The organism is Kitasatospora sp. NPDC051853 (assembly GCF_044452665.1).
GTDB lineage: Bacteria > Actinomycetota > Actinomycetes > Streptomycetales > Streptomycetaceae > Kitasatospora.
The window spans coordinates 23,949-48,421 of record NZ_JBITBY010000012.1 but is presented as its reverse complement, the minus strand read 5'-3'; the positions used below and the strand labels follow the sequence as shown (position 1 = coordinate 48,421).

General features: G+C 74.2%; 13 protein-coding genes. 6 read left to right on the top strand and 7 right to left on the bottom strand.

Annotated elements, in window-relative coordinates:
* Window positions 1-40: 40 nt before the first annotated feature.
* Together ACIA8O_RS30650 and ACIA8O_RS30645 are read right to left on the bottom strand one after the other, a co-directional pair.
* Window positions 41-841 carry a S1 family serine peptidase gene (locus tag ACIA8O_RS30650; RefSeq protein ID WP_396297237.1) on the bottom strand — a complete coding sequence of 267 codons (801 nt, stop codon included), beginning with the start codon at window positions 839-841 and terminating at the stop codon, window positions 41-43.
* A 194-nt stretch (window positions 842-1,035) separates the two neighbouring features.
* Window positions 1,036-1,440 carry a pyridoxamine 5'-phosphate oxidase family protein gene (locus ACIA8O_RS30645; RefSeq protein WP_396297236.1) on the bottom strand — a complete coding sequence of 135 codons (405 nt, stop codon included), beginning with the start codon at window positions 1,438-1,440 and terminating at the stop codon, window positions 1,036-1,038.
* A gap of 124 nt (window positions 1,441-1,564) precedes the next feature.
* On the opposite strand from ACIA8O_RS30645, the gene ACIA8O_RS30640 reads away from it, so the two are divergent.
* Both ACIA8O_RS30640 and ACIA8O_RS30635 read left to right on the top strand, forming a co-directional pair.
* Window positions 1,565-2,344, top strand: a complete 780-nt coding sequence (locus ACIA8O_RS30640) for a maleylpyruvate isomerase family mycothiol-dependent enzyme (RefSeq protein ID WP_396297235.1) — start codon at window positions 1,565-1,567, stop codon at window positions 2,342-2,344.
* 207 nt (window positions 2,345-2,551) lie between these two features.
* Window positions 2,552-3,769, top strand: coding sequence for a cation:proton antiporter (locus tag ACIA8O_RS30635; protein WP_396297234.1), 1,218 nt, complete (start codon window positions 2,552-2,554; stop codon window positions 3,767-3,769).
* A 7-nt stretch (window positions 3,770-3,776) separates the two neighbouring features.
* Here the strand turns inward: ACIA8O_RS30635 and ACIA8O_RS30630 are convergent, their stop codons facing one another.
* Window positions 3,777-4,733: a hypothetical protein gene (locus tag ACIA8O_RS30630; RefSeq protein ID WP_396297233.1), complete on the bottom strand. Its 957-nt coding sequence runs from the start codon at window positions 4,731-4,733 to the stop codon at window positions 3,777-3,779.
* 284 nt (window positions 4,734-5,017) lie between these two features.
* Between ACIA8O_RS30630 and ACIA8O_RS30625 the strand changes: the two genes are divergently transcribed.
* The 3 genes from ACIA8O_RS30625 (at window position 5,018) to ACIA8O_RS30615 (ending at window position 7,795) form a co-directional block, all read left to right on the top strand.
* A complete protein-coding gene (locus tag ACIA8O_RS30625) occupies window positions 5,018-5,752 on the top strand; it encodes an alpha/beta hydrolase (RefSeq protein ID WP_396297431.1) in 735 nt (244 codons plus the stop codon).
* Between the two features lie 80 nt (window positions 5,753-5,832).
* Window positions 5,833-7,041 carry a hypothetical protein gene (locus ACIA8O_RS30620; protein ID WP_396297232.1) on the top strand — a complete coding sequence of 403 codons (1,209 nt, stop codon included), beginning with the start codon at window positions 5,833-5,835 and terminating at the stop codon, window positions 7,039-7,041.
* Entirely contained in the window at window positions 7,025-7,795 is a 771-nt protein-coding gene (locus ACIA8O_RS30615) for a hypothetical protein (protein ID WP_396297231.1), read from the top strand. The genes ACIA8O_RS30620 and ACIA8O_RS30615 overlap by 17 nt, the downstream gene beginning before the upstream one ends.
* A gap of 23 nt (window positions 7,796-7,818) precedes the next feature.
* Here ACIA8O_RS30615 and ACIA8O_RS30610 read toward each other — a convergent pair whose 3' ends face one another.
* The gene (locus ACIA8O_RS30610; protein ID WP_396297230.1) at window positions 7,819-8,511 is read right to left on the bottom strand and encodes a VOC family protein; all 693 of its coding nucleotides are present in this window, start codon (window positions 8,509-8,511) and stop codon (window positions 7,819-7,821) included.
* Between the two features lie 38 nt (window positions 8,512-8,549).
* A complete protein-coding gene (locus tag ACIA8O_RS30605; RefSeq protein ID WP_396297229.1) occupies window positions 8,550-9,248 on the bottom strand; it encodes an HAD family hydrolase in 699 nt (232 codons plus the stop codon).
* Between the two features lie 251 nt (window positions 9,249-9,499).
* Between ACIA8O_RS30605 and ACIA8O_RS30600 the strand changes: the two genes are divergently transcribed.
* Window positions 9,500-9,715, top strand: a complete 216-nt coding sequence (locus ACIA8O_RS30600; protein WP_396297430.1) for a DUF397 domain-containing protein — start codon at window positions 9,500-9,502, stop codon at window positions 9,713-9,715.
* 55 nt (window positions 9,716-9,770) lie between these two features.
* Here ACIA8O_RS30600 and ACIA8O_RS30595 read toward each other — a convergent pair whose 3' ends face one another.
* Complete coding sequence (locus ACIA8O_RS30595) at window positions 9,771-9,980, bottom strand: MbtH family protein (protein WP_396297228.1); 210 nt, start codon at window positions 9,978-9,980, stop codon at window positions 9,771-9,773.
* Between the two features lie 14 nt (window positions 9,981-9,994).
* Window positions 9,995-24,436 (bottom strand): amino acid adenylation domain-containing protein, encoded by a 14,442-nt coding sequence (locus tag ACIA8O_RS30590; protein WP_396297227.1) that lies wholly within the window; start codon window positions 24,434-24,436, stop codon window positions 9,995-9,997.
* Window positions 24,437-24,473 lie beyond the last annotated feature (37 nt).

Below are 24,473 nucleotides of genomic sequence, written 5' to 3'. Positions count from 1 at the left end.
CGGGTGTTGTCCGACGGGGCAAACCTTGCCGGGCGCGGCACTAGACGCCGGGGACGATCGACCTGATCCAGGAGACGTAGGGGTAGACGGAGGTCTGCACGTCCGGGTAGCCGCGGGCGCAGGGGAGGCCCCCGGACACGACTCCGGCGAGAGTCCGGTCACTGTCTCTGACCAGGGGCGCGCCGCTGTCCCCGTTGCACGTGCCCGTGCCGGTGCCGATGAGGGTGCAGAACTCCTTGGAGCCGACCTCCATGATTCCTTGGAGGTACGTCCGGCATTCGTCGTGGAGCATGACCTGAGCGTCGATCTTCCGCAGGTCGTTGTGCACCCGCTGCTTGTCACCCGTCAAGCCCCACGCGGTCACCGTCACCCGCTCACCCCGGTACGGCGCCGAGGTCGGCAGGCGGACGGGCCTTTGCCCGGCGTTCTCCTGCAAGGGTTGGGCCAGCTGGATGAGGCCGATGTCGTCGATGGGCCGCCCGGTGCCGTACCTGTTGTAGTTCGGGTGAACGTAGGTCCGGGAGACCCTGTGCCGCTGGCCGCCACTGTCCAGGTAAGTCGTCCCCGAGACCACCTCGACACTGCTGAGGGACCTCTCGATCGGGACCACGCAGTGCGCCGCGGTCGCCACGGTGACGGTGTTGACGAGCGCACCGTTGCAGATGTGATTCCCGTTCTGGCGGATCGACACCACGTGGGAGTACTGCTCGATGCTGGTGGCCTGCCCGTTCACCAGCGCCTCGGCGGGCGTCCCGCCGGCGATCAGCAGCACCATCGCCGCGGCCGCCGGCGCGATCGCCGCCGAGACCCGCGCCGCGCGCCTTGGAGTCGGCGTCTTCAATCTTCGGACCTCCAGAGCCGGGAAGCGACGGCCCGTGACGGGCCGTCACCAGCCGAGTCTGGCTGACGCACCGCCGTCGCGCTCAGTGGTTACTGCTCCGGGGTGGGTGTGCCGACCTGTACTACCCGACGCGGCATCCTGCCCGGATGCACCTGACGAGCAGTGCGGGCTGCCCCGCCTCCCCGGCCGGCGGCTCACTGCGCGGTGCCCGCCAGGAGCCAGCGGCGGACCGGGACTTCGAGGAGGACGCGGGCGCTGTCCGGGCGGTACGGGGCGGAGACGTCCCAGGCGTACTTGGCGGCGAAGGCCTCCACGATCCCGGGCGGGAAGTCGCCCTCCTGACGGACCGTGACCTCGCCCTCGGCGACCACCGGGGCGTTGCCGCCCTCCAGGGCGAGGGAGACGGAGGGGCGGTGCAGGACGTTGCGGACCTTGACGGAGCGGGCGTCCGAGCCGATCCACCAGACGCCGTCGCGGTAGACGAACCAGATCGGGGTCACGTGCGGGGTGCCGTCGGCGCGGACGGTGCAGAGCCAGGCGTTGCGCTCGACCGCCAGGCGCTCGACGACCGTCCCGGGCAGGGGTGTGTCACTGTTCATGCCCTCATCCCACCCTCCCACCGGGCCGGTCCGCTTCGGGCGTTGGGCCTACGACCAGGGGCTTAGGAACGGTCCTGAGAAAACCATGTCAGATTCTGGGATCAGGAGTGATAGACAGTCACCCGTGACACAGACCCTCGCCTTCCCCGTGCTGCTCGAGCTCATCGAGGAGCGCGCGACCGCGTTCCGCGCGGCCGTCGCCGCCGCTCCCGACCTGGACGCCACCGTCCCCGGCTGCCCGGACTGGACGCTGTACGACCTGGCCCAGCACCTCGGCGGAGGCGAGCGCCTCTGGTCCCACAACGTCGCCGCGGGCCCCGCCGGCGGCCCCTCCCCCGAGGGCCTGGCCGCCAAGGCCGAGCCCGCACCGCGCGAGCTCGACGCCCTGCTGGCCTGGCTGGCCGCCGGGACCGAGCAGTTGGTGTCCACCCTGCGCGAGCTCGGCGAGGACGCCCCCTGCTGGACCTGGTGGGCGGAGGGCGCGACCCCGCAGACCGCCGGCGGCGTCGCACGGCACCGCGTCCAGGAGAGCGCCGTCCACACCTACGACGCGCAGTCCGCCATCGGTGCCCCGCAGGCGCTGCCGGAGCGGATCGCGCTGGACGGCGTGGAGGAGTTCCTGGAGACCTGCGTGACGACCACCGTCGCCTGGCCGCACCAGCCCGTCATCGGCGACTTCGAGGCCACCGAGGGCCGCGTCTGGCGCCTCACCCTCGACGCCGCCGGCGCCGCCGCCGTGGCCCTCGCCCCCGGCGAGGAGCACGCCGCCCCGACCGGCTCGGTCCGCGGCACCGCCTCGGACCTGGTCCTGATGTTCTACGGCCGCCTCCCGATCGAGTCGGTCAAGGGCGACGGCGAGCAGGAGCTGTTCCACCTCCTCAAGGACTGGGACCCGGAGGCCTGATCCCACCGGCCCCCTGACGGTCCGTCGGACCACCCGCCCCGGTACCCCGCGGTACCGGGGCGGAGCCGCGTCCGGGGCAGCCGGGACTGCCCGTGTGGCGCCGCCGGGGGCAGGCGCGGCTCTGAGAGGCTGGCGCGCGGACGGGTGATCGACTCACCCCTCCGTACCCGCCGCCGTACCTGCCGCGCCACTGATCTGCGAGAGTCGATGACCGCCATACTGATCCTGCTGTTCCTGCTCTTCGCCTGGGCCCTGATGGCCGACCGGCTGGCGCGCTGGAGCGTCACCGGGCCGTTGGCCTTCGCCCTCGCCGGGATGGCGCTCACCACTGGCGACGACCCCACCGTCCCGCTGGACCTGGACGCGCACGGCTTCCAGCTCGCCACCGAAGTCGTGCTCGCCGTCCTGCTGTTCACCGACGCCACCGAGTCCAAGGACTACGACCGCTCCCGCACCTCCGGCGAGTGGCGGCTGCTCACCCTGGCGCTCCCGGCCTCGATCGGCCTGGCCACCCTGCTCGGCCACCTCCTCTTCCCCGGCCAGGGCTGGTGGCTGCCGGCGGTGATCGCCCTGGTGGTGATGCCGATCGACCTGGCCCCGATCTCGGCCCTGCTGGCCGAGGCCCGCATCCCGCTGCGCGTCCGGGCCGCGCTCAACCTGGAGGCCGGCCTCAACGACGGCCTCATCTCCCCCGTCTTCCTGTTCTGCCTGGCCAACCTCACCTCCGCCGCCGACACCTCCGTCGGCTCACTGCTCTGGAGCACCTTCAAGGGCGCGGGCCTGGCCCTGCTGGTCGGCTGCTTCTGGGGCCTGCTCGCGAGCCGGGTCGCCCCCGTGGCGGTGGCCAAGGGCTGGACCGGCCCCGAGTCGCTCCCGTTCGCCACCCTGGCGCTGCCGTTCCTGGCGTACAGCTCCGCCGTCCTGATCGACGGGAACGGCTTCGTCGCCGCCTTCGTGGCCGGGGTCTGCTTCGCCCCCGCCGCCCACACCCTCGGCCCGGCCACCGTCCACCTGGTGCGCGACACCAGCCAGTTGATGGCCTTCGCGGTCTGGTTCACGCTCGGCGCCCTGGCCGCCCAGGAGTTCGCCGACGGGGTGTCCTGGACGGTGCTCGGCTACGCGCTGCTGGTCCTCACCGTCGCCCGGATGGTGCCGGTGCTGCTCTCCCTCGGGCGGCTGGAGTTCTCCTGGCCGGAGCGCGCCGCGATCGGCTGGCTCGGCTCGCGCGGCGTCACCTCGATCGTCTTCGCCGTCCTGGCCGCCACCCACCTGGACGAGGAGCGCGGGTTCTTCGTCATCGACGTCATGTGCACCACCGTGCTGCTCAGCATCCTGCTGCACGGCGCGACCCTGCACCCGGTGGCCCGCTGGTTCCAGCGCCGCGGCACCCCTTCCCCTTCTTCCCCTTCCCCCGACCGGACCTGACGGCCCCTCACAGCGCCGGCCCGGCGGCGAGGCGGTCCACGCCGAAGCCGCCGATCAGCAGGCGCTCCTTGCCATTGCCGGTGAGCCGCCGGGTCCAGTCGGTGAAGCCGCCGTCCGCGACCTCCACCGGACCGTCCGGCGTGACGAGGTGCACCTTGTAGCAGAGGCCGGAGTAGTAGCCGCGCCCCGTGGCCCGGTCGGGGTCCTCGACCACGTCCAGGCCCGGGGTGCCGGCCAGTTCCGTCCGGACGTGCTCCAGGAGCGGGGCGGCGGAGGCATCCAGCACGGTGAGGCGGATCTCGGCCCGCCCACCCGTGGGGCCGGCCAGGGCCCGCGCCGCGAAGCGGAGGTGCTCCAGCAGGTGCTCGCGTTCGAAGCGCTGCCCGCCGCTGTCCCGTCCCGCCGTCACCACCGCGAAGAGCTGGAAGTGGGCGGACATCCCGGCCCCCTGGAACCGCTGCGCCCGCACCACCCGCTGACTCGCCGCCAGCCGCACCGGCCCCGCCGCCGCCCGCCTGTCCGCCGCCACCTCCGCACGCCGCCGGGCCGCCTCCAGGGCCAGCCCGTTGGTCGGGTCCGCCGCCACCTCCGTACCGCGGACGGTGGCCACCACCTTGCGCGGGTCGACGGGGCCGACGGCGCTGTGCGCGGCCAACGGCACCAACGGGGCGAGCGTCACCACCTCGAACCCCTCCGGCAGCGCCGCCACCAGCCGGTCCTCGGCCCGCCGCAGCTCCCGGTACCCGACGGGGGACGGCGCCACGAAACGGTCACTCCGGTACCGCCGCATCACCTCGGCCGGCCCGGTCCGCCCGGCCCGCCGCCGGTACACCTCCAGCATCAAGGTGGTCAGGTCCGCCCCGCTCAACTCCTCGGCCAGCAGCGCCAGCACCTCCGGCCCGCCCGCCCGCTCCAGCACCCGCCGCAGCGCCTCGGCGCCCGGTCCCTCCTGATCACTCGTCATACCGGCCGAGTATGACCGTGCCCCCTCCGCCCCCTCCACCGACTTACCGGCGCCCGGCCGTCACCACCTCGAACGTCCTACGCAGCTCGGCGGTCATGGGGGCACGGTGAGCGTTTGGCTCCCGGTCGTGGCCGCTGCTAGATTTCCGGTGACCGTGTGGCAGGACGAGGAGGTGGTACCCGTGAACGCAGTATCGACGTGGGTGCTCCTCTCCGAGGTCACGGTCGGGCGGTAGGTCGTCCGGGAGCGCCGTTTCCCGAGCTCTCCCGAAAGGCATGACGACCATGCGCTTCACCTCCGAACAGCGTCTCGACGGCGACCTCCTCGAGCGCGGGTTCACCCTCGGCGACGTCCCGGGCTTCCTCTGGACGCCCGCACCGGCCGCCGAGCCGGCCCCGCTGATCCTGCTCGGCCACCCTCCCCTCGGCCTGACCCGGATGTACCCCGCCCTGCTCGCCCGGGCGCGACAGGCCGCGGCGGACGGCTTCGCCACCGCCACCATCGAACTCCCCGGCAGCGGAGACCGCCCTCGTCTGCCCGAACTCGACCGCGCCCGCGCCGAGTTGCGCCGCACGATGGAGGCCGGCGAACCGGTCGGCCCGGCCATCGTCGACGCCCTGATCCTCCCGTTGGTGGACCGGGCCGTCCCGGAGTGGCGAGCCGCTCTGGACGCCCTCCTCGAACTGCCCGAACTCCGGGGCCCCGTCGGCTACTCCGGCGGGGTGATCGCCATCGGCACCCGGCTGGCGGCGGTCGATCCGCGCATCGAGGCGGCCGTCCTGTTCGCGGGGAGCTTCGTGCCCGCCGCCACCCTGGAGGAGGCCCGGCGGGTCGGCATTCCGCTGCACGTCCTGCTCCAGTGGGACGACGAGGGGAACGACCGGCAGGCCTCCCTCGAACTCTTCGACGCCTTCGCCTCCCGGGAGAAGACGCTCAACGCCAACATGGGCGGGCACACCGGCGTCCCGCAGTTCGCCGGAGAGGCCGCCGCCCGGTTCTTCACCCGGCACCTGCAGTAGCAGCAGCTGCACAACCGTTCGTTGTCCGCCGCCGAGCCTCGTGAGAGCATCGAGGCTCGGCGAACGACAGGTAATTTTTGATGCAGACAGCAGAAGCCCACATCGAGGATGCGGACAACATCCTGGTCGCACCTTCGACGGTGACGGACCGTGAATTGCTCGGGGACTTCTTCGGGTCCGTCATCACGCCTGAGGAACTCGCCTCCGGCTCGACCGAGATCGCGGGGAAGACCGTCTACCTGTGCGGTGACGTCTCCGGCTTCAGCGCCCACGAACTTCGTTCGGCTGCACGGGTTTTCGTCGTCAGCGAGCTGTCGCACGGCTATCCGGAGGGCACCGACGGGCCGTGGACCGTGGTCGGCCTGGGCCGGGTTCCGGTCCGTGTGCACGGCGTCGGCGTGTACTACCGCCGCTTCTTCGAGCCCGAAGCCGACCACTTCGGCAGGATCCGCGCCGAGCACGAGTTCCAGTCCCTGACGGAGTCCACCAAGCCGGGGACGGCCCACCGCAGCGGGATCTACCTGACGCCCGTCAAGCGGAACGATGACGACGCGCTGCACTTCCGCCTGCTCCGCTGCTCCACCAACCTCTCGGGGCCGACCGAGACCTTCCGCACGACCGACACCGAAATCGTCGAGGCCCTCAACCACGAGGCCGCCACCGTCTTCCGTGGCCAGGCACCGCTCAACCACGTGCTCGCGCAGGTCTACCACAACACCCTCGCCACGGCGGAGCGCAAGCAGTCCAAGGCCAAGATCTCCTCCCACGCCGACAAGACGAAGGACATGCCCGTCAACGGCATCATGGCCTTCTGCACCTTCTACGACGGACTCGACAGGCTCCGGCCCATGGCCGATGATCCCTTCGACCGCGGTGTAAAGCGCACCAGCGGGCTCACCAGGCTCAACTTCCGCCTGAAGGAGCCGATCGCCGCTCTTCCCGCGCGGTTCGGGGTGACCCTGTATCCCGGTTCCGTCTTCTTCATGCCGCTGTCCACCAATCGTCTCTACACCCACGAGATCCGTCCCTCGACCCTGGACGCCGAGCTGCTCCCGACCCGACTTGGGTACGTGGTCCGCTGTTCGAGCACGGAGGCCGTTCACAAGGACGGCCACACCTTTCTCCAACAGGGCGGTGAGCTCGTTGAGTTGGAGGCTGCCACGCAGGAGGGCATGGACGACCTGCGCCGGCTGTACGCCGAGGAGAACCGGAGCACGTCCTTCGTCGATTACGGTGACAAGTTCCTCTTCAGCATGAACTCGGGAGACTACCTTGCTCCCCGCGTCTAGGATCTCGGATGCCGTTCTCGGCTACGACCTCGCGGTGGAGAAAAACCTCTTCGCGGAGCTCTCCGTCTCGGCCCGCTTCGAGGACTTGGGAAAGGGACGGCGCGGCACCACGCTCACCAAGGTCGACGAGGCGAGCGGTGGCGTTCCGCTCGTACGCACGACCAGTCAGTACGCCCACCCGGCACAGCACTTCGGTGCGGTGCACGAGCGGCTGGCTCGCCTGATCCAGGAACGCGCCGCCCTGCCGGTCGGCTTCAACAACGCCCTCATCGAGTGCTACACGAACGCGTACACCAAGATGGGCGCCCATTCGGACCAGGCCCTCGACCTCGCCGACGCGTCGTTCATCGCCGTCTTCTCCTGCTACGAGCACCCCGAGGCCATCCCGCCGAGGAAGCTGATCGTCGAATCCAAGGATTCCGGCGAGACCTTCGAAGTCCCCCTCACCCACCACGGATTCGTCGTCTTCTCGGTCGAAACGAACCGGCGTCTCAAGCACCGGATCGTCCTCGACACGCCGTCCCAGCGGACGGAGAACCAGTGGCTCGGCGTGACGTTCCGAACGTCGAAGACCCTTCTCCGGTTCCACGACGGCCAGGCACATCTCCCCCAGGGCACTCCCCTCACGTCGGCCGACGACGACCAGCGGCGCGAGTTCTACCAACTCCGGCGGCGCGAGAACAACGAGACGGACTTCGTCTACCCCTCGCTGACGTACACCGTCAGCGAGAGCGACCTACTGCCACCCGCCTGACGACGACCCCGTGAGGACGAGCGCTATCCGTCTCGGCCCTGCCAGGTGGTCACGCAGGCCTCGTTGCCCTCGACGTCGGCGAGCACCCAGAAGGCCGGCGCTCTGTCGGCGGACACCATTCGGCCGCCGGCCGCCAGTGCGGCCTCGATCCGCCGGGGTGCCTCGTCGTGCGGGACGCAGACGTCGAAGTGGATGCGATTGCGTTCCGAGCGCGCCTGGTCCATCTGCTGGAACCAGATCGCCGGGCCCTGCCCGACCGGGTCGACGAGCGGATCCACGGGACCGTCAGCTCCCACCTCGTCGGCGTAGCCCAACACTGCCTTCCAGAACGGCCGGATCGCCGCAATATCGAGTGCGTCGATCGCGATCTCGAGGAGTTGGACCGACCGTGGTGCCTCCGCACCGATCTCCGGCTCCGTCCGCGAACCGGCCTCGCGCACGACGCCGGAGATCCGATGCGCGAGAGCGACGTCACGAGTGGTCACCGCGGCGTGGTCCAGCGACTGAAGCGTGAGCACCACCCTCTCAGGTCGGACATCGGCGCGGAGGTGCTGATCAGCGTGGTCACCGCACACCGCCACCGCGCTCGCCGCAATCGCGGCTCCCTCGGCAAGTGAGCGGACCGGTACCGACGTTCGGATCGTGCCCAGCAGGAAGCGCCATCCCGCGTCGCTCACCGCGTCCGAGGCCTCTCGCTGACCCAGCGTCTGCTCCATGACCACAATCCTCTCAGCCCGACCGCCCGCCCGCGTGATCAACCAGCGGACAGGCCACAGGTTTTGAGGACGAGGTGGAGGCGCTCTTCGGTCGGATCGGTGAGGACCGGCACCAGGAGGGTGGGGATGCCCACCTCGATGGCGGCGCCGTCGTAGGCAGAGCGGTCACCGACCATCAAGGCCTGGTGGGGCTGGAGGCCGAGGCTGGTCAGGGCGGCCCGGAAGATGGCGCGTTCGGGCTTGCAGACGCCCACCTCGTAGGAGAGGACGAACTCGTCGATGTAGGCGTCGAGTCCGGCCTCGGCGAAGGCGGGACGGATGTCGAAGTGGATGTCGCTGATGACGGCCACCTTCAGCCCCGCCGACCTGAGCGCGGCGAGCGTGGGCGCGACGTCCGAGGCGAAGCGGGCCGTGGCAGGGTCGGCCAGACCCTCGTACAGCGCGTCGGCCAGTGCTGGGTCGAGGCCGGCGGCCCCGACCCAGCGGAGGTAGGCCGTGCGATAGGTGGCGGCGGAGGCGTCGGCTCCACGCCAACCCTCGATGACCTCGGGGCGGCGTCCCGCCTCGGACAGGGCGGTGCTGATGTGTTGGACCGCTACTGCCGAACCGTCGCGGCCGAGACCGCGAAGTGCGTGGGATATCCACCAGGTACCGCTGGGGCCGGACTTGACGGGGCCCCACTTCGGGACGACGAGCGTTCCCACCCAGTCGAACAGGACCGCGCCGAATGCGGACATGACTCCCCCGAACCTCGATGCCGCGTGATCACTGACAGACTTCCACCGCACCCTTCGGTGGTCAACCGAGGCGTGCCGGCGTGCCGAGTCGGATCAGGTGCACTCGCTGCGGAGCGGACACGGCGGCGGGCATCCGCACGGCGGGTACCCGCCACTGCCCCGGACGGGCTCGCCGGAGTACCGGCGGTCGGATCGGATGAGGATCGAACCGTCAGGCCGCCTGTCGTGCACCCGGATCGAGATCCACGTACCTGCCGCCGCCTCGTCGTCGTTCTCGGGGACGGGGTCGGCAACGGGATGCGACTTCGGTCTGGTGGAGGTGGCGCTGGTCATGTGGGGCCTCCGATGGATGGACAGCCGTCAGATGGCGAACCCGGGACTCCAAGGACCCCCACGGGCCGGCCCTCGTCTTCCCCGTCGAGTCCTGGTCGGCGTTCACCACCTTCGCCGCCCGGTTCGAGGTGTAGTACGGGCGCACCCGTACCGAGGGGCCCTCCGGAGATTCCGGTGGGCCCCTGTTGCTCAGGGCTGACGGGCGGTCAGGCTCGTGGGGCGGAGGTCGGTCCAGTGGGACTCGATGTGGGTGAGGCAGGCCTCGCGGGTGGTGGGGCCGAGGACGCTGGTCCAGCCGGGCGGGGCGGGGGCGAAGGCGGGCCAGAGGGAGTGCTGGTTGTCGGCGTTGACCAGGACGTGGAAGTCGGCCTCGGGGTCGTCGAACGGGTTGGTGGTCACGGGGGTCGGGCTCCTCAGTCGGTGCAGGGGGTGGTCATCAGGGCGGCGAGGACGGTGAGCGGGAGGTCGGGGTTGGCGGTGACGGCGCGGAGGAGGGCGAGGAGTTCGCCGGCCAGGGCGGCGGCCTTCCGGGGGCCGAGGCGGTCGGTGGCATGGATCAGGGCGCAGTGCACCTCGCCGTCGCCGCGCGGTTCGTGGAAGCTCAGGGTCAGGTCGGCCGGGGTCCAGCCGGTCGGAACGGCTTCGAGGGTACCCAATCCGCCTTCCAGCAGGGCGAGTTCGGCTGCCTCGTGGTGGATGACCATCACCTGGGGTGCGTGACCCGCCAGATCGGTGGCCCGGAGCACCTCGGCGAAGGGGAGCTCCTGGTGCTCCAGCGCGGCCAGGGTGGTCTCCCGGACCCGGCCGAGGAGTTCGGCGAAGCTCGGGTCACCGCCGGTGTCGGTGCGCAGGACGACGGTGTTGAAGAAGCAGCCCACCAGGTCGGCGAGCCGGTCGTCGGTGCGGCCGGCGACCTTGGTGCCGATGGGAAGGTCGGTCCCGGCGCCGTGGGCGGTGAGCAGGGCGGCGAGCGCGGCGTGCAGCACCATGTACATGCTGGTGCCGGTCGCGGTCGCCAGGCGGTCGACGGCGCGGTGCAGGCGTGGGTCGAGGACGAACGGGATGTGCGCGCCGCGGTGGGTGCGCACCGGCGGGGCGGGGCGGTCGGCGGGCAGTGCGATGCGGCCCGGGATTCCCGCCAAGGTCTGCTGCCAGTGGGTGAGTTGGGTGGCCTGCAGGTCACCGGCGGCGAGCACGGCCAGGGCCCAGCGGGTGTAGTCGGCGTAGTCCACCGGGAGCGGGGCCCAGCCGGGCGCGGTGCCGCCGCGCCGGGCGGCGTAGGCGGTGGTGAGGTCGCGCAGCAGCGGGACCACGGACCACTCGTCCACGGCCAGGTAGTGGAGGGTGAGCAGGACGGCCTGGGCGCCGGACGGGTCGGTCAGCAGGTGGGCGCGGAGCGGGGCCCCGTCGGGGAAGACGGCGCGCTCGGTGGCCAGGGCGGCGATCCGGGCGGACAGGTCGGGGCAGGTGGAGACCTCCAGGCGAGGTCCGCCGACCGGGAGTTGGCCGCTCTCGGCGGCCGAGGTGCGCAGCGGGGCGTGCCGCTCCACCAGGTCGGCGAGCGCGGCGGCCAGGGCCGCCGGGTCCAGGCCGCCGGCTGGGCGGAGCACCAGGGCGTGGTCCCAGCCGGGGTGCGCCGGGCCGGTGTGCCAGCGCTGGACGGGGGCCGGCGGCAGCGGCCGGGACGAGGGGGACGGGAGGAGGGCGGGCCGGCCGACGGGAGCGGAGGCGGTGAGCTTCAGTGCGAGTCCGGCCACGGTGGGGGCGTCGAAGACGTCCCGGATGCCCAGCTCGACGCCGAGTTCGGCCCGTAGGCGTCCGACCAGGCGCATGGAGGCCATCGAGTGGCCGCCGAGGGCGAAGAAGTTGTCGTGGCGGCCGACGGTGGGCAGGTGGAGGACCTCGCGGAAGACCCGGCCCACCGCCTGTTCGGCCGGGCCGTCGGGCCGGTCTGCCCCGGTCAGGCCGTCCCAGTCGGGGGCGGGGAGGGCGGCGCGGTCGAGCTTGCCGTTCGGGGTGAGCGGGAGCGGGCCGTCCAGCGGGAGGAGCGCGGCGGGGAGCATGTACTCGGGCAGGGTGTCGGCGAGGAGTGTGCGCAGGGCCGCCGGGTCCGGGGTGTGCCCGGCGGCGGGGACCACGTAGCCGACCAGGCGGACGATGTCGTCCCGGCGGTCGGGGAGCACGGCGGCCTGGGCGACGGACGGGTGGGCGGTCAACGCGGCCTCGATCTCGCCGAGTTCGATCCGGAAGCCGCGGATCTTCACCTGGGTGTCCACCCGCCCGAGGAAGTCCAGGTTGCCGTCACGGCGCCAGCGGGCCCGGTCGCCGGTGCGGTACATCCGGGCACCGGGGGCGCCGTACGGGTCGGCGACGAAGCGCGCGGCGGTCAGGCCGGGGCGGGCCAGGTAGCCGCGGGCCAACCCCCTTCCGGCGACGTAGAGTTCGCCGACCACGCCGGGCGGGACGGGGCGCAGGCCGTCGTCCAGGACGTAGCAGCGGGTGTTGGGGTCGGGGGCGCCGATCGGGACCCGGCCGGTCCGGCGGCCGGTGCGGGCGGCGGGCCAGAGGGTGGAGTTGACGGTGGCTTCGGTGAGGCCGTAGGCGGCGATCAGGTCGACGGTGCCGGCCCAGCGGTCGATCAGGTCCGGCGGGACGGTCTCGGTGCCGACCAGGATGGTGGAGCCCTCGGGGAGTGCGCAGCCGGGCGGCAGCGCGGAGACCAGGGAGGGCGGCAGGATCAGGTGGGTGACGCGCTGTTCGGCCAGGAAGTCGGTGAGCGCGGGGCCGGCCACCCGGGCCTCGTCCGGGACGAGGACGAGGCGGCCGCCGTGGCACAGGGCCATGGCGAGCTCGAAGACGAAGACGTCGAAGCCGACGGAGGCGAACTGGAGCACCCGGCTGCCGGCGGTCAGCCCCATCCGGTCCACGGCGGTGGCGACCAGGCTGGCGATGCCCTCGTGCGGGACGACGACGCCCTTGGGGCGGCCGGTGGAGCCGGAGGTGTAGATGACGTACGCGGCCTGGTCCAGTGCCACCGCGGTGGCCGGCGCGGGCGGGGCCGCGGCGAGCTCGGCGGCGACGGCCGGGGCGTCCAGGAGCAGGAGCGGGGCGACGGCCGGGAGCTTGCCGGCCACCGGTTCGGTGGCGACCACCAGGGTGGCGGCGGAGTCGGTGAGGAAGTGGGTGAGGCGGTCGGCGGGGTGGGCGAGGTCGAGCGGGAGGAAGGCGGCGCCGAGGCGCAGCACCGCGAGGACGGTGGCGATCAGGTCGGCCGAGCGCGGGACGGCGACGCCGACCACGCTCTCCGCGCCGACGCCCCGGGCGGCCAGCAGGGCGGCGATCCGTCCGGCCCGGGCGTCGAGTTCGGCGTAGTCGGTCTCCCGGCCCCGGTCCACCACGGCCACCGCGTCGGGGCGTTCGGCCAGGCGGGCGGCGAAGAGCTCGGGGAGGGTGAGCTCGTCGACCGGGCGGGCGGTGGCGTTGAAGGTCTCCAGTACCAGCGCGCGTTCGCCGTCGCGGAGCACCTCGGCACGGGAGAGCGGCCGGGACGGGTCGGCGAGCACGGTGTCGAGCAGCAGCTCCAGCCGGGCGGCCAGCTCCTCGACGGTGCGGCGGTCGAAGAGTTCGGTGGCGTACTCGATCCGGCAGCCGAGGCGCTCCCGCTCCCCCAGCTGCTCGGTGAAGCCGAAGACCAGGTCGAACTTGGCGGTCCGGGTCGGGTAGGGCACGTACTCGGCGCGCAGGCCGTCCAGCGCGAGCGGTGCGTCGGTGCGGGTGTGGTGGGCGACCATCACCTGGAAGAGCGGGTTGCGGGAGGTGGAGCGGGCCGGGTTGACCGCCTCCACGACGCGTTCGAAGGGCAGGTCGGCGTGCGAGAAGGCGGCCAGGTCGGTGGCGCGGACCCGGGTGAGGAGTTCGGCGAAGCTCGGGTCGCCGGTCAGGTCGGTGCGCAGGACCAGGGTGTTGACGAAGAAGCCGACCAGGTCGTCGAGGGCCTCCTCGTCGCGGCCGGCGATGGGTGCGCCGATCGGCAGGTCGGTCCCGGCGCCGAGGCGGTGCAGCAGGGCGGCGACGGCGGCGTGCAGCACCATGAACATGCTGGCGCCGTGCTCGCGGGCCAGGGTGCGCAGGGCGCGGTGGGTGGCGGGGGTGAGGTCCACGGTGAGGTCGGCGCCGTGGAAGCCGGGGTGGGCCGGGCGGGGGTGGTCGGCGGGGAGTTCCAGCTCCTCCGGTGCGCCCGCCAGGGTCCGCTTCCAGTAGGCGAGTTGGACAGCGGCCAGGCTCTCGGGGTCGTCGTCGGCGCCGAGCAGCTCCTGCTGCCAGAGCGCGTGGTCGGCGTACTGCACCGGGAGCGGGGCCCACTCCGGGGCCCGTCCGGCGCGGCGGGCGGCGTAGGCGGTGGTGAGGTCGCGCAGGAAGGGGCGGTCCGACCACTCGTCGGTGGTGATGTGGTGGAGCAGCAGGACCACCACCCGGTCCTCCCGGTCGATCTCCAGAACGCTCGCCCGGAGCGGGAGTTCGGCCGCGAGGTCGAAGGGGCGGGCGACGGCGGCGGCGATCAGGTCGGGCAGCAGCTCCTCGCTCGCGGGGACCACCGTCACCTCGGGGAGTGCCTCGGCGGGCGGCAGGAGGTGCTGGTACGGGCGGCCGTCGTGGGCCCGGAAGAGGGTGCGCAGCGGCTCGTGGCGGACCGTCAGGTCGGCGAGGGCGGCCGTCCAGGCGGCGAGGTCGAAGGGGCCGCGCAGCCGGAGCACCAGCGGGAAGTTGTAGGCGGCCGAGGTTCCCTCCAACTGCTGGATCAGCCACAGGCGTTGCTGCGCGGCGGAGAGCGGGGGCCGGGCGGGGCGCCCGACGGCCCGGAGCACGGGGCGGGCGGCGCGGCCGGAGGCGCGGTCGACGCGGGCCACCAGCTCGGCCACGGTCGGTGCCTCGAACAGGTCGCGGATGGCCAGGTCGGCGCCGAGCACGGTGCGGGCCCGGCCGATCAGGCGGGTGGCGAGCAGGGAGTGGCCGCCGAGGTCGAAGAAGTCGGCGTCGACGGTGACGCCGCCCTCGGGCAGGCCGAGCACCTCGGCGTAGAGCGCGCAGAGGGCGCGTTCGCGGTCGTCGCGCGGGGCGCGGCCGGGGCCGGGGCCGGTGAGCCCGGCGGGGTCAGGGGCGGGGAGGGCGCGGACGTCGAGCTTGCCGTTGACGGTGAGCGGCAGGGCGTCCAGCAGGACGGTCGTGGCGGGCACCATGTAGTCGGGCAGGGTCGCGCGCAGGTGGGCGCGGAGCTCGTCGGGGGTGACGGGTGCAGAGGGGACGGCGTAGCCGATCAGGCGGGCCCCCTCGCCGACCAGGACGGCGGCCTGGGCGACGGCCGGATGGGTGGTCAGGGCGGAGGAGATCTCGCCGGGTTCGATCCGGTAGCCGCGGATCTTGACCTGGTCGTCGGTGCGGCCGAGGAAGTCCAGCAGGCCGTCGGGGCGGCGGCGCACCAGGTCGCCGGTGCGGTACATCCGCTCCCCCGGCTCGCCGAAGGGGTCGGCGACGAAGCGCGCGGCGGTCAGGCCGGGCCGGTCGTGGTAGCCCCGGGCCAGGCCGGTGCCGGCGATGTAGAGCTCGCCCGGGGCGCCGGGCGCGACCGGGCGCAGCACGGCGTCCAGGACGTGGGCCCGGGTGTTGCGGATGGGGCGGCCGACGGTGGGGGTGGGGCTGTCGGCGGTGGAGCCGCCGAGGGTGTTGATGGTGTACTCGGTGGGGCCGTAGAGGTTGTAGCCGTAGGTGCCCCCGGTGTCGCGCAGGCGGTGCCAGAGGGCGTCGGGGACGGCCTCGCCGCCGAGCAGCACCAGGGCCGGCCGGTGGCCGTCCAACAGGCCCTGTTCCACCAGGAGTTGGGCGTAGGTCGGGGTGACGTTGACCACGTCCACCGCGTGGCGGTCGCAGTAGGCGACCAGCTGTTCGGCGTCGCGGCGCAGCTCCTCGTCGCAGACGTGCACCTCGTGGCCCTCGACCAGCCAGAGCAGCTCCTCCCAGGACATGTCGAAGGCGAAGGAGACGGTGTGCGCGATCCGCAGCCGGCGCCCGCCCGCCGAGGCGACGGCGGGGGCGAACACCTCGCGCCGGTGGTTGAGTTGCATGTTGGTCAGCCCCCGGTAGGGGGTGACCACGCCCTTGGGGCGGCCGGTGGAGCCGGAGGTGTGGATGACGTAGGCGGGGTGCTCCAGCCGGCCGGGGCGGCCGGGTTCGAACCCGGGGACCTCGGCGAGCGGACCGGCCGGGAGGGCGGCCAGCTCGGCCAGCACCTCCGGGTCGTCGAGCAGCACCGGTGCGGCGGCACCGGCCAGGGCGGGGGCGACCTCGGTGGTGGTGAGCAGGCAGAGCGGGCGGGTGTCGTCGAGCATCAGCCGCAGGCGGTCGGCCGGGTGGTCGAGGTCGAGCGGCTGGTAGGCGGCGCCGGTGCGCAGCACCGCGAAGAGGGCGGCCACGGTGCGCGCGGAGCGCGGCAGGGCGAGGGCGACCACGCGTTCGGGGCCGGCCCCGCGGGAGAGCAGGAGGCGGGCGAGGCGGTTGATCTCGGCGTCCAACTCGGCGTAGCTCAGCCGCTCTTCGCCGCAGACCAGGGCGGTGGCGTCGGGGGTGCGGGCGGCCTGCTCGGCGAGGAGTTCGGCCACCGTGCGGTCCGGCAGCTCCTCCCGGGTGCCGGTGGTGTCGGGGGCCTCGCCGGGCAGCAGCAGGTCCAGGCGCCCGACCGGGGTGGCGGTGGCCAGGCCCTCGGCGAGGCGGGCCAGCACGGTGGTGTAGCGGTCCAGGACGGTGCGCGCGGCCTCGGCGGGGAAGAGGTCGGGGCGGGCGGCCAGGGTGACCCGCAGGCGGGCCTCGGGGGTGACGATCAGGGTGAGCGGGAAGTGGGTGCCGTCGACGTTGCCCACGCCGGTGATGCCGTGCCGGGTGCGCAGGGCGGCGGCGCGCTCCTCGCCGTCGGCGGAGCGGAGCACGAAGAGGGTGTCGAACAGCCGCCGGTGGCCGGTCCGTTGCTGGATCGCGCCGAGGCCGAGGTACTCGTGCGGCATCAGTTCGGCGCGCTCGGCCTGGAGGCGGCGGAGCAGCTCGGGAACCGGTTCGGCGGGGCGCAGCACGACCCGGGTGGGCACGGTGTTGAGGAACATGCCGATGATCCCGGCCACCTCGGGCACCTCGGCGGGGCGCCCGGCCACGGCGGTGCCGAAGACCACGTCGGAGCGGCCGAGGGCGGCCGAGAGGGTCAGGCCCCAGGCGGCGGCGAGCAGGGTGTTGAGGGTGAGGCCGTGGGCGCGGACCACGGAGCGCAGGCGCTCGCTCGTCGCCGCGTCCAGCAGGGCGTGGTGGTCCTCGGGGATCACCGGCCCGCCGTCGCGGCCGGCGGGGGCGGTGAGGGTCGGCTCCTCCAGGCCGGAGAGGGCGCGGGCCCAGGCGTCGAGGGCGGCCCCGGAGTCCTGGCCGGCGAGCCAGCGCAGGTGGTCGCGGTAGGAGCCGGGCCGCGGGAGGCCCGTGGCGTCGCCGGAGCGGGCGTAGAGGGTGAAGAGCTCCTCCAGGAAGAGCCAGGCGGACCAGCCGTCCCAGAGGATCAGGTGGTGGGTGACCACCAGGGTGTCCCGTCCGCCGCCGCGGCGGAGCAGGAGCAGGCGGCAGAGCGGAGGGGCCGTCAGGTCGAACCGCTGCCGGCGGTCGGCCGCCAGCAACTCGGCCGCGCGGGCTTCCTGTTCGGGCTCCGGGAGGTGCGAGAGGTCGGCGAGGGTGAGCGGGATCCCGGCGTCGGCGACCAGGTACTGGACGGGGTCGGGGACGCCGTCCGCGGTGAAGCCCGCCCGCAGGCCGGGGTTGCGCTCCAGCAGGGCCCGGCAGGCGGCGCGCAGGCGGTCGGCGTCCAGGCGGTGGTCCAGCTCCAGGGTCTCCTGGGAGAGGTAGACGTCCAGCGCGTCGCCGCTGTCGTAGCTGGCGTGGAAGTACATGCCCTCCTGGAGCGGCGAGAGCGGCCACACCTCGCTGACGGCCCGTCCGGCGGTGGCCTCGACCCGCGCCAGCTCCTCGCCGGTCAGCTCCAGCAGCGGGGCGGGCGGGGCGGGCAGGGCAGGTTGGACGGGCGCTGCCGCCGTCAGTTTGGCCAGCAGGGCCCGGAGGGCCGGGTCGGTGCTGCCCTGTCGGGCCAGCAGGGCCTGGAGGGCGGCGGCCTCGGCGGCGCCCAGGGTGAGGTCGGTCGGTTCGGTCACGGCGGCGGCGGGCTCCGGCTCGGTGATCGGGGAGTCGGTGGTCGGTGGCTCGGTGCTCGGCGTCCCGGTGGTCGGCGCCCCGGTACTCGGTGGCTCGGGCAGGAGGGCCGCCAGGCCGGCCGGGGTCCGGGCGGTGAAGACCTCGCGCGGGCCGACCGGCAGGCCGAGCTCCCGGGCGCGGGTGGCCACCGCGATGGAGGTGATGCTGTCACCGCCGAGCACGAAGAAGTCGTCCTCCGGGCCGGCTTCGGGCAGCCGCAGCACCTCGGCGTAGACGGCGCAGAGCGCGCGCTCCAGCTCGCTGCGCGGTTCCCGGCGGCCGGTGGCCCGGTCGGCGGTGGGCACGGGGTCGGGCAGGGCGCGCTGGTCCAGCTTCCCACTGGGCGTCAGGGGCAGCTCCGCCAGCGGGAGGACGGCCTGCGGCACCAGGGCGGCCGGCAGCACCTCCGCCAGCGCGGCGCGCAGGGCCGCCCCGTCCAGTGCGGTGCCGGGCAGCACGGCCGCGGAGGGCACCGCGTAGCCGAGCAGCGCGCCGTCCCGGGCGATCACGGCGGCCCGGGACACCCCGGGCAGGGCCGCCAGCGCGGCCTCGACCTCGCCCGGCTCGATCCGGTGGCCCCGGATCTTCACCTGACGGTCCGTCCGGCCCAGGTACTCCAGCGCGCCGTCCGGGCGGCGGCGCACCAGGTCCCCGGTCCGGTACATCCGCTCCCCCGGCCCGCCGAACGGATCGGCGACGAAGCGCTCCGCCGTCAGCCCGGGCCGGTCGTGGTAGCCCCGGGCCAGCTGCACCCCGGCCAGGTAGAGCTCCCCCGCCACCTCCTCGGGGACGGGGCGCAGGAAGCTGTCCAGCACGTGCAGCCGGGTGTTCCAGACCGGGTGGCCGATCGGTACCGGGCCCTCGCCGGCGACGGGGCGCTCCTCGCCGGCGGCGGTACCGGCCTCGGCACGGGTCTCGAAGTGGGTCTCGAAGTGGGTGACGTCCACGGCGGCCTCGGTCGGCCCGTAGAGGTTGTGCAGCGGCACCCCGCCGGAGACCTCGGCCCACCCCCGGACCGCCTCGCCGCCGAGCGCCTCGCCGCTGGCGAAGGCCCGGCGCAGGCTCACCGCCCAGCCGGGATCGGCCACCGACCGGGCCGCCTGGACGAAGGCGGTCAGCATCGAGGGGACGAAGTGCAGGGTGGTGATCCGCTCGGCCCGCACCAGGGCGGCGAGGTAGGCCGGGTCCTGGTGGCCCCCGGGTTCGGCGAGCACCACCGTGGCGCCCTCGCACAGCGCCCAGAAGAACTCCCAGACCGAGACATCGAAGCTCGACGGGGTCTTCTGGAGCACCCGGTCGGTGGCGTCGAGCCGGTAGCGGTCCTGCATCCAGGCCAGCCGGTTGACGATCGCCCGGTGGGTGACGGCCACGCCCTTGGGGCGGCCGGTGGAGCCGGAGGTGTAGATCAGGTAGGCGGGGTGGTCCGGTCCGGCCGCCTCGGGGGCGACCACTGGGCTCGGCCCGTCCCCGATCTCCTCTGCCTCCTCGATCTCCTCGATCTCCTCGATCAGCAGCCGTTCCACGCCCGGGAGTTCGGGGAGCGCGACCCCGGCCGTGGTGACCACCGTCCGGGTCCCGGCGTCCGCCACCGTCGCGGCGAGCCGCTCGGCCGGGTGGTCGGGGTCCAGCGGCAGGTACGCGGCCCCGGAGCGGAGCACGCCCAGCAGGGCCACCATCAGTTCGGCCGAGCGCGGCAGGGCGACGGCCACGTGACTCTCCGGGCCGATGCCCCGGCCGCGCAGCCACCGGGCCAACCGCTCGGCGCGGCGCTCCAGTTCCGCGTACGAGAGGGTGCTGCCCGCGAAGACCACGGCGGGCGCGTCCGGGGTCCGTGCGGTCTGCTCGGCGATCAGGCGCGGCAGGGTGGTGGCGGGCACCGGGTGGGCGGTCGCGTTGAGCGCGGCGAGCTGGTAGCGCTCCCGGTCGGAGAGCAGGTCCACGGCGGCCGGCGGGAGTTCGGGTGCGGTGGTGACGGTGACCAGCAGGGCCGTCAGGCGGGCGGCCAGGGCGGCGGTCCCGGCGGCCGTGATCCTGCTGCCGTCGTACTTGAGGCGCAGTTCCAGCTGCTCGCCGGGGAGCACGATCAGGGCCAGCGGGTAGTGCACCGTGTCGCGGACCTCGACCCCGGTGATGCGCGGACCGTCCTCGGCGGGACTGCCGTCCAGGGCTGCCGCCGGGTGGTTCTCGAAGACCACCAGGGTGTCGAACAACTCGCCGCCCCCGGCGATCCGTTGCAGTTCGGCGAGGCCCAGGTGCTGGTGGTCCAGCAGGGCGCTCTGCTCCTCCTGGAGGCGGGCCAGCAGGGCGGCGAGCGGCTCCTCCGGGCGCAGTCGCAGCCGGACCGGGACGGTGTTGCTGAACAGCCCGACCAGCTCGGCGCTCCCGGCCACCTCGGTGGTGCGGCCGGAGACGGTGGTGCCGAAGACCACCTCTTCACGGTTGGTCAGCGCACCCAGCAGGACGGCCCAGGCGCCGTGCAGCACGGTGCTCAGGGTGAGGCCGTGCGAGCGGGCGAACCCGGCCAGCCCGGCGGTGAGTTCGGCGGGGAGCCGGACCGCGACCGTCCCGTGGGCTGGGGCCGGGGCTGGGGCATCCACTGCCTCACCCAGCAGCTTGAGGGGTTCGAGCGGCCCGGCGAGTGCGGTGCTCCACCCTGCCCGGGCGGCCTCGCGGTCGCGGGTGGCCAGCCAGCCGAGGTAGCCGTCCGGGGACGGCACTGGCGGCAGCGGGGCGCCCCGGTGGGCGGCGAGCAGGTCGCGCAGGACCAGGGCCACGGACCAGCCGTCGGCCACGATGTGGTGGAGCGTCAGCAGCAGCCTGGTCCGACCGGGCGTGCGCAGCAGGGTGGCCCGCAGCAGGGGAGGCGCCCCGAGGTCGAACCCGGCGGCCCGGTCCTCGGCGAGCGCGGCCTCCAGGGGACCGTCGACGGCCCCGGCGGCCGCCGGGCCCGACTCCACGACCCGCCAGGGCAGTTCGCCCAGCGGCGCGATCCGCTGCACCACCCGGCCGTCCGGGAGCTGACGGAAGCCGGCCCGCAGCAGGGGGTGGCGCTCCAGCACGGTGCGCAGCGCCCCGCCCAGCCGCTCGTCGTCCACCTCCCCGGCCAGCTCCAGCACCTCCTGGACCAGGTACCGGTCCTGCGCACCGCCGTCCAGCGCCGCGTGGAAGAAGAAGCCCTCCTGGAGCGGGGAGACCGGCAGCGCGTTCCGGTCCAGCTCCACCGCCGGGGTGGCGTCGGCAGCCTCGGCCGGGGTGGCCGCGGCGGCCAGCGCCGCGACCGTGCGCAGCCGGAAGACCTGCCGGGGCGTCAGCGTGATGCCGTGCTCCCGGGCCGAGTTGACCAGCTGGATCGCCACGATGCTGTCGCCGCCCAGCTCGAAGAAGCTGTCGTGCGCCCCGACCGCGGGCAGTGCCAGCACCTCGCCGAAGAGCCTCGCCAGGGTGGCCTCCAGCGCGGTGGCGGGCGCCGGTCCGGCGGCGCCGCCGGCGGTCCAGTCCGGGGCCGGCAGGGCCCGGTGGTCGAGCTTGCCGTTGGGGGTCAGCGGCAGCGGCCCGTCCAGCGCCACCACCGCGCTCGGCACCAGGTACTCGGGCAGCTCCCCCGCCACCGCCGCCCGCGCCGCCACCACGGCCGCTTCCTCGCCCACCAGGTAGGCCACCAGCCGCTTCACGCCCCGGTGGTCCTCCCGGACCAGCACGGCGGCCTGGGCGATGCCGGGGCGGGCCATGAAGGCGCTCTCCACCTCGCCGGGCTCGATCCGGTGGCCGCGGATCTTCACCTGCCCGTCGGCCCGCCCCAGGAACTCCAGATTGCCGTCGGCCCGCCAGCGGACCCGGTCCCCGGTGCGGTACATCCGGCTCCCCGGCTCGCCGAACGGGTCGGCGACGAAGCGCTCGGCCGTCAGCCCGTACCGCCCGAGGTAGCCCCGGGCCAGGCCGCGCCCGGAGACGTAGAGCTCGCCCTCCACCCCGACCGCGACCGGGCGCAGCGCCTGGTCGAGCACGTGGCAGCGGGTGTTCGGGTCCGGGCGGCCGATCGGGACGGGGCCGCTCCGGCCCGGGGTGGCGGGCCACAGGGTGGAGTTGACGCTCGCCTCGGTCAGCCCGTAGGCGACCACCACCCGCAGCCGGCCGGACCAGCGGGCGACCAGCTCCTGCGGCACCGCCTCGGTGCCGACCACCAGTACGGCCCCCTCGGGGAGGGTGCACTCCGGTGGCAGGGCGGCCACCAGGGAGGGCGGCAGGATCATGTGGGTGACGCGGTGTTCGGTCAGGTACTCCGTCAACGCGGGCCCGGCGACCCGGCGTTCGGCCGGGACCAGCACCACCTGCCCGCCCACGCACAGCGACATCACCAGGTCCCAGACCGTCACGTCGAAGCCCACGGAGGCGAACTGGGCGACCCGGCTCTCCTCGGTCACGCCGATCCGCTCGGTGGCGGTGGCGATCAGGCTGCCGATGCCGTCGTGCGGGACCAGCACGCCCTTGGGGCGGCCGGTGGAGCCGGAGGTGTAGATCACGTAGGCGGCCTCGTCCAGGGCGATGTCCAGGCCCGGGGAGGCGGTGCCGGACTCCGCGAGCGCGGCCCGGACCTCGGGGGCGTCGAGGGCCAGGGCGTCGACGCCGGAGGGGAGTTCGCCGGCCAGGGCGGTGGTGGTGAGGACCGTCCTGACCCCGGCGTCGGCCAGCATGTAGGCGATCCGCTCACGCGGGTGGTCGGCGTCCAGCGGGAGGTGGGCCGCGCCGGCCTTGAGCACCGCGAGCAGGGCCACCACCAGCTCGGCGGAGCGGGGCAGGGCGAGGCCGACGGGCTCCTCGCGCCGTACGCCGCGGGCGAGCAGCAGGTGCGCCAGGCGGTTGGCGGCGGCGTCGAGTTCGGCGTAGCTCAGGCGCTGGTCCTCGCAGACCAGGGCGGTCGCGTCCGGGCGACGGGCGGCCTGGCGCTCGAAGGCCGCGGGCCAGCTCAGCTCCGGGCTGTCCACCGGGTCGGCTCCGAACTCCTGGAGCAGCTCGGTCAGTTCGGCGCCGGAGAGCAGTTCGATCCGGCCGACCGGGAGGTCCGGGTCGCCGGTCAGGGCGTCCAGGACGCGCAGCAGCCGGCGCTGGTGTCCGGCCAGTTCGGCGGCGACGGTCCCGTCCGCCGGGGCGTCCAGGGCCAGGTCAAGGCGGATGCCGTCACCGGCCAGGGTCTCCCCGAAGGTGACCGCGAGGTCCGCGGCGGGGCCGAGCCAGAGCGGGCGGAACTCCGGGGCGTGCCCGTCGAAGCCGAGACCGGTGCCGACCGGCAGGACGTTGACGGTGGGGCCGGTGAGGGCGGTGACACCCTCGGCGAGGCCGAGCTCGCGGGCCAGTTCCTCGGCCCGGAGGCGGCTGTGCGGGAGCAACTCGGCGATGCCGTCCGCCACTTCGGCGACCAGTTCGGCGAGGGTGGTGGCGGGGCGGACGGTGAGGCGCAGCGGCAGGATGTTGGAGACCATCCCGGGCACCTCCGCCGGGCCGCCGTCCGGCCGGGCGGCGACCGGCAGGCCGACCAGCAGGTCGGTCTCCCCCGTGCTGCGGTGCAGGTAGGCCGCGACGGCGGCCACCAGCAGGCGGGAGGTCCGCACGCCCAGGCCCCGGGCGGCCGCCCGCAGCCGGGCCACCCGCTCGGCGCCCAGCTCGACCTGGCGGGTCACCCGGGTGGCGGTGGCGCGCGGACCGTCCGCCGGGAGGCCGGCACCGGCCCGGGCCCCACCGGCACCGCCGCTCTGACCACCCGCCGGGGAACCACTCCCGCGCGGGCCGTCCCCCGGGAGGGCACCGACCCGAGCCCCACCGGTACCGCCGCCCTGACCACCCCTCAGGGAAGCACCCCCGCGCGGGCCGTCCGGGTACTCCGCCACGGCACCGGTGCCTGCGGTCGAGCCCCCCGGCTCGCCGTCGGTCGGTGCGTGGCGGCGGGAGGCCGCGAGGCGGGCGGGCTCGGGACGGCCTGCCAGCCGGGCGCGCCAGTAGGCGCGGTCGGCCTCGTGGGCGGGCGAGTCCAGGTACTCCCGCTCGGCGTCGGTGAGGCGGGCCGGCCGCCAGTCCGGGGCCGGGGCGGACGGGTCCCGGTAGAGGGCGGCGGCCCGGCGGGTGATCAGGGCGACGCCGGTGCCGTCCACCGCGATGTGGTGGTAGACCTGGTACCAGCGCACCACGTCCCCGGCCAGCAGGAGCAGCGCCTGCCGGTGCAGCGGCCCGGCCGCCAGGTCGATCGGCCGCACCCGGTCGGCCGCCGTCCACTCCTCCGCCGCCGCGTACGGATCCGCCGCATCCCGCAGGTCCACCAGCTCGGGTTCCGCCACCGGCCGCTGTCCGTCCGGGAGTTGGACGGGCCCCGACGGCCCCGACGCGAAGTGGACCCGCAGGCACCCGGCCTCCGCCACGGCCTGGCGGGCGGCGGCGGAGAGCCGGGGCAGGTCCACCGCCCCGTGCAGGTCGAGGTGGTAGGCCGCGTGGAAGGCGGTGCTCTCCGGTTCGTACTGCTGGGCGAGCCAGATCCCGTGCTGGCCGCCGGTCATCGGCAGGCCGGCGGGCGCCGTCAGGTCGGGCTCGGCAACAGACATGGTGGAACGCCTCTCTGGATGGGCTGGTGACGGTGCG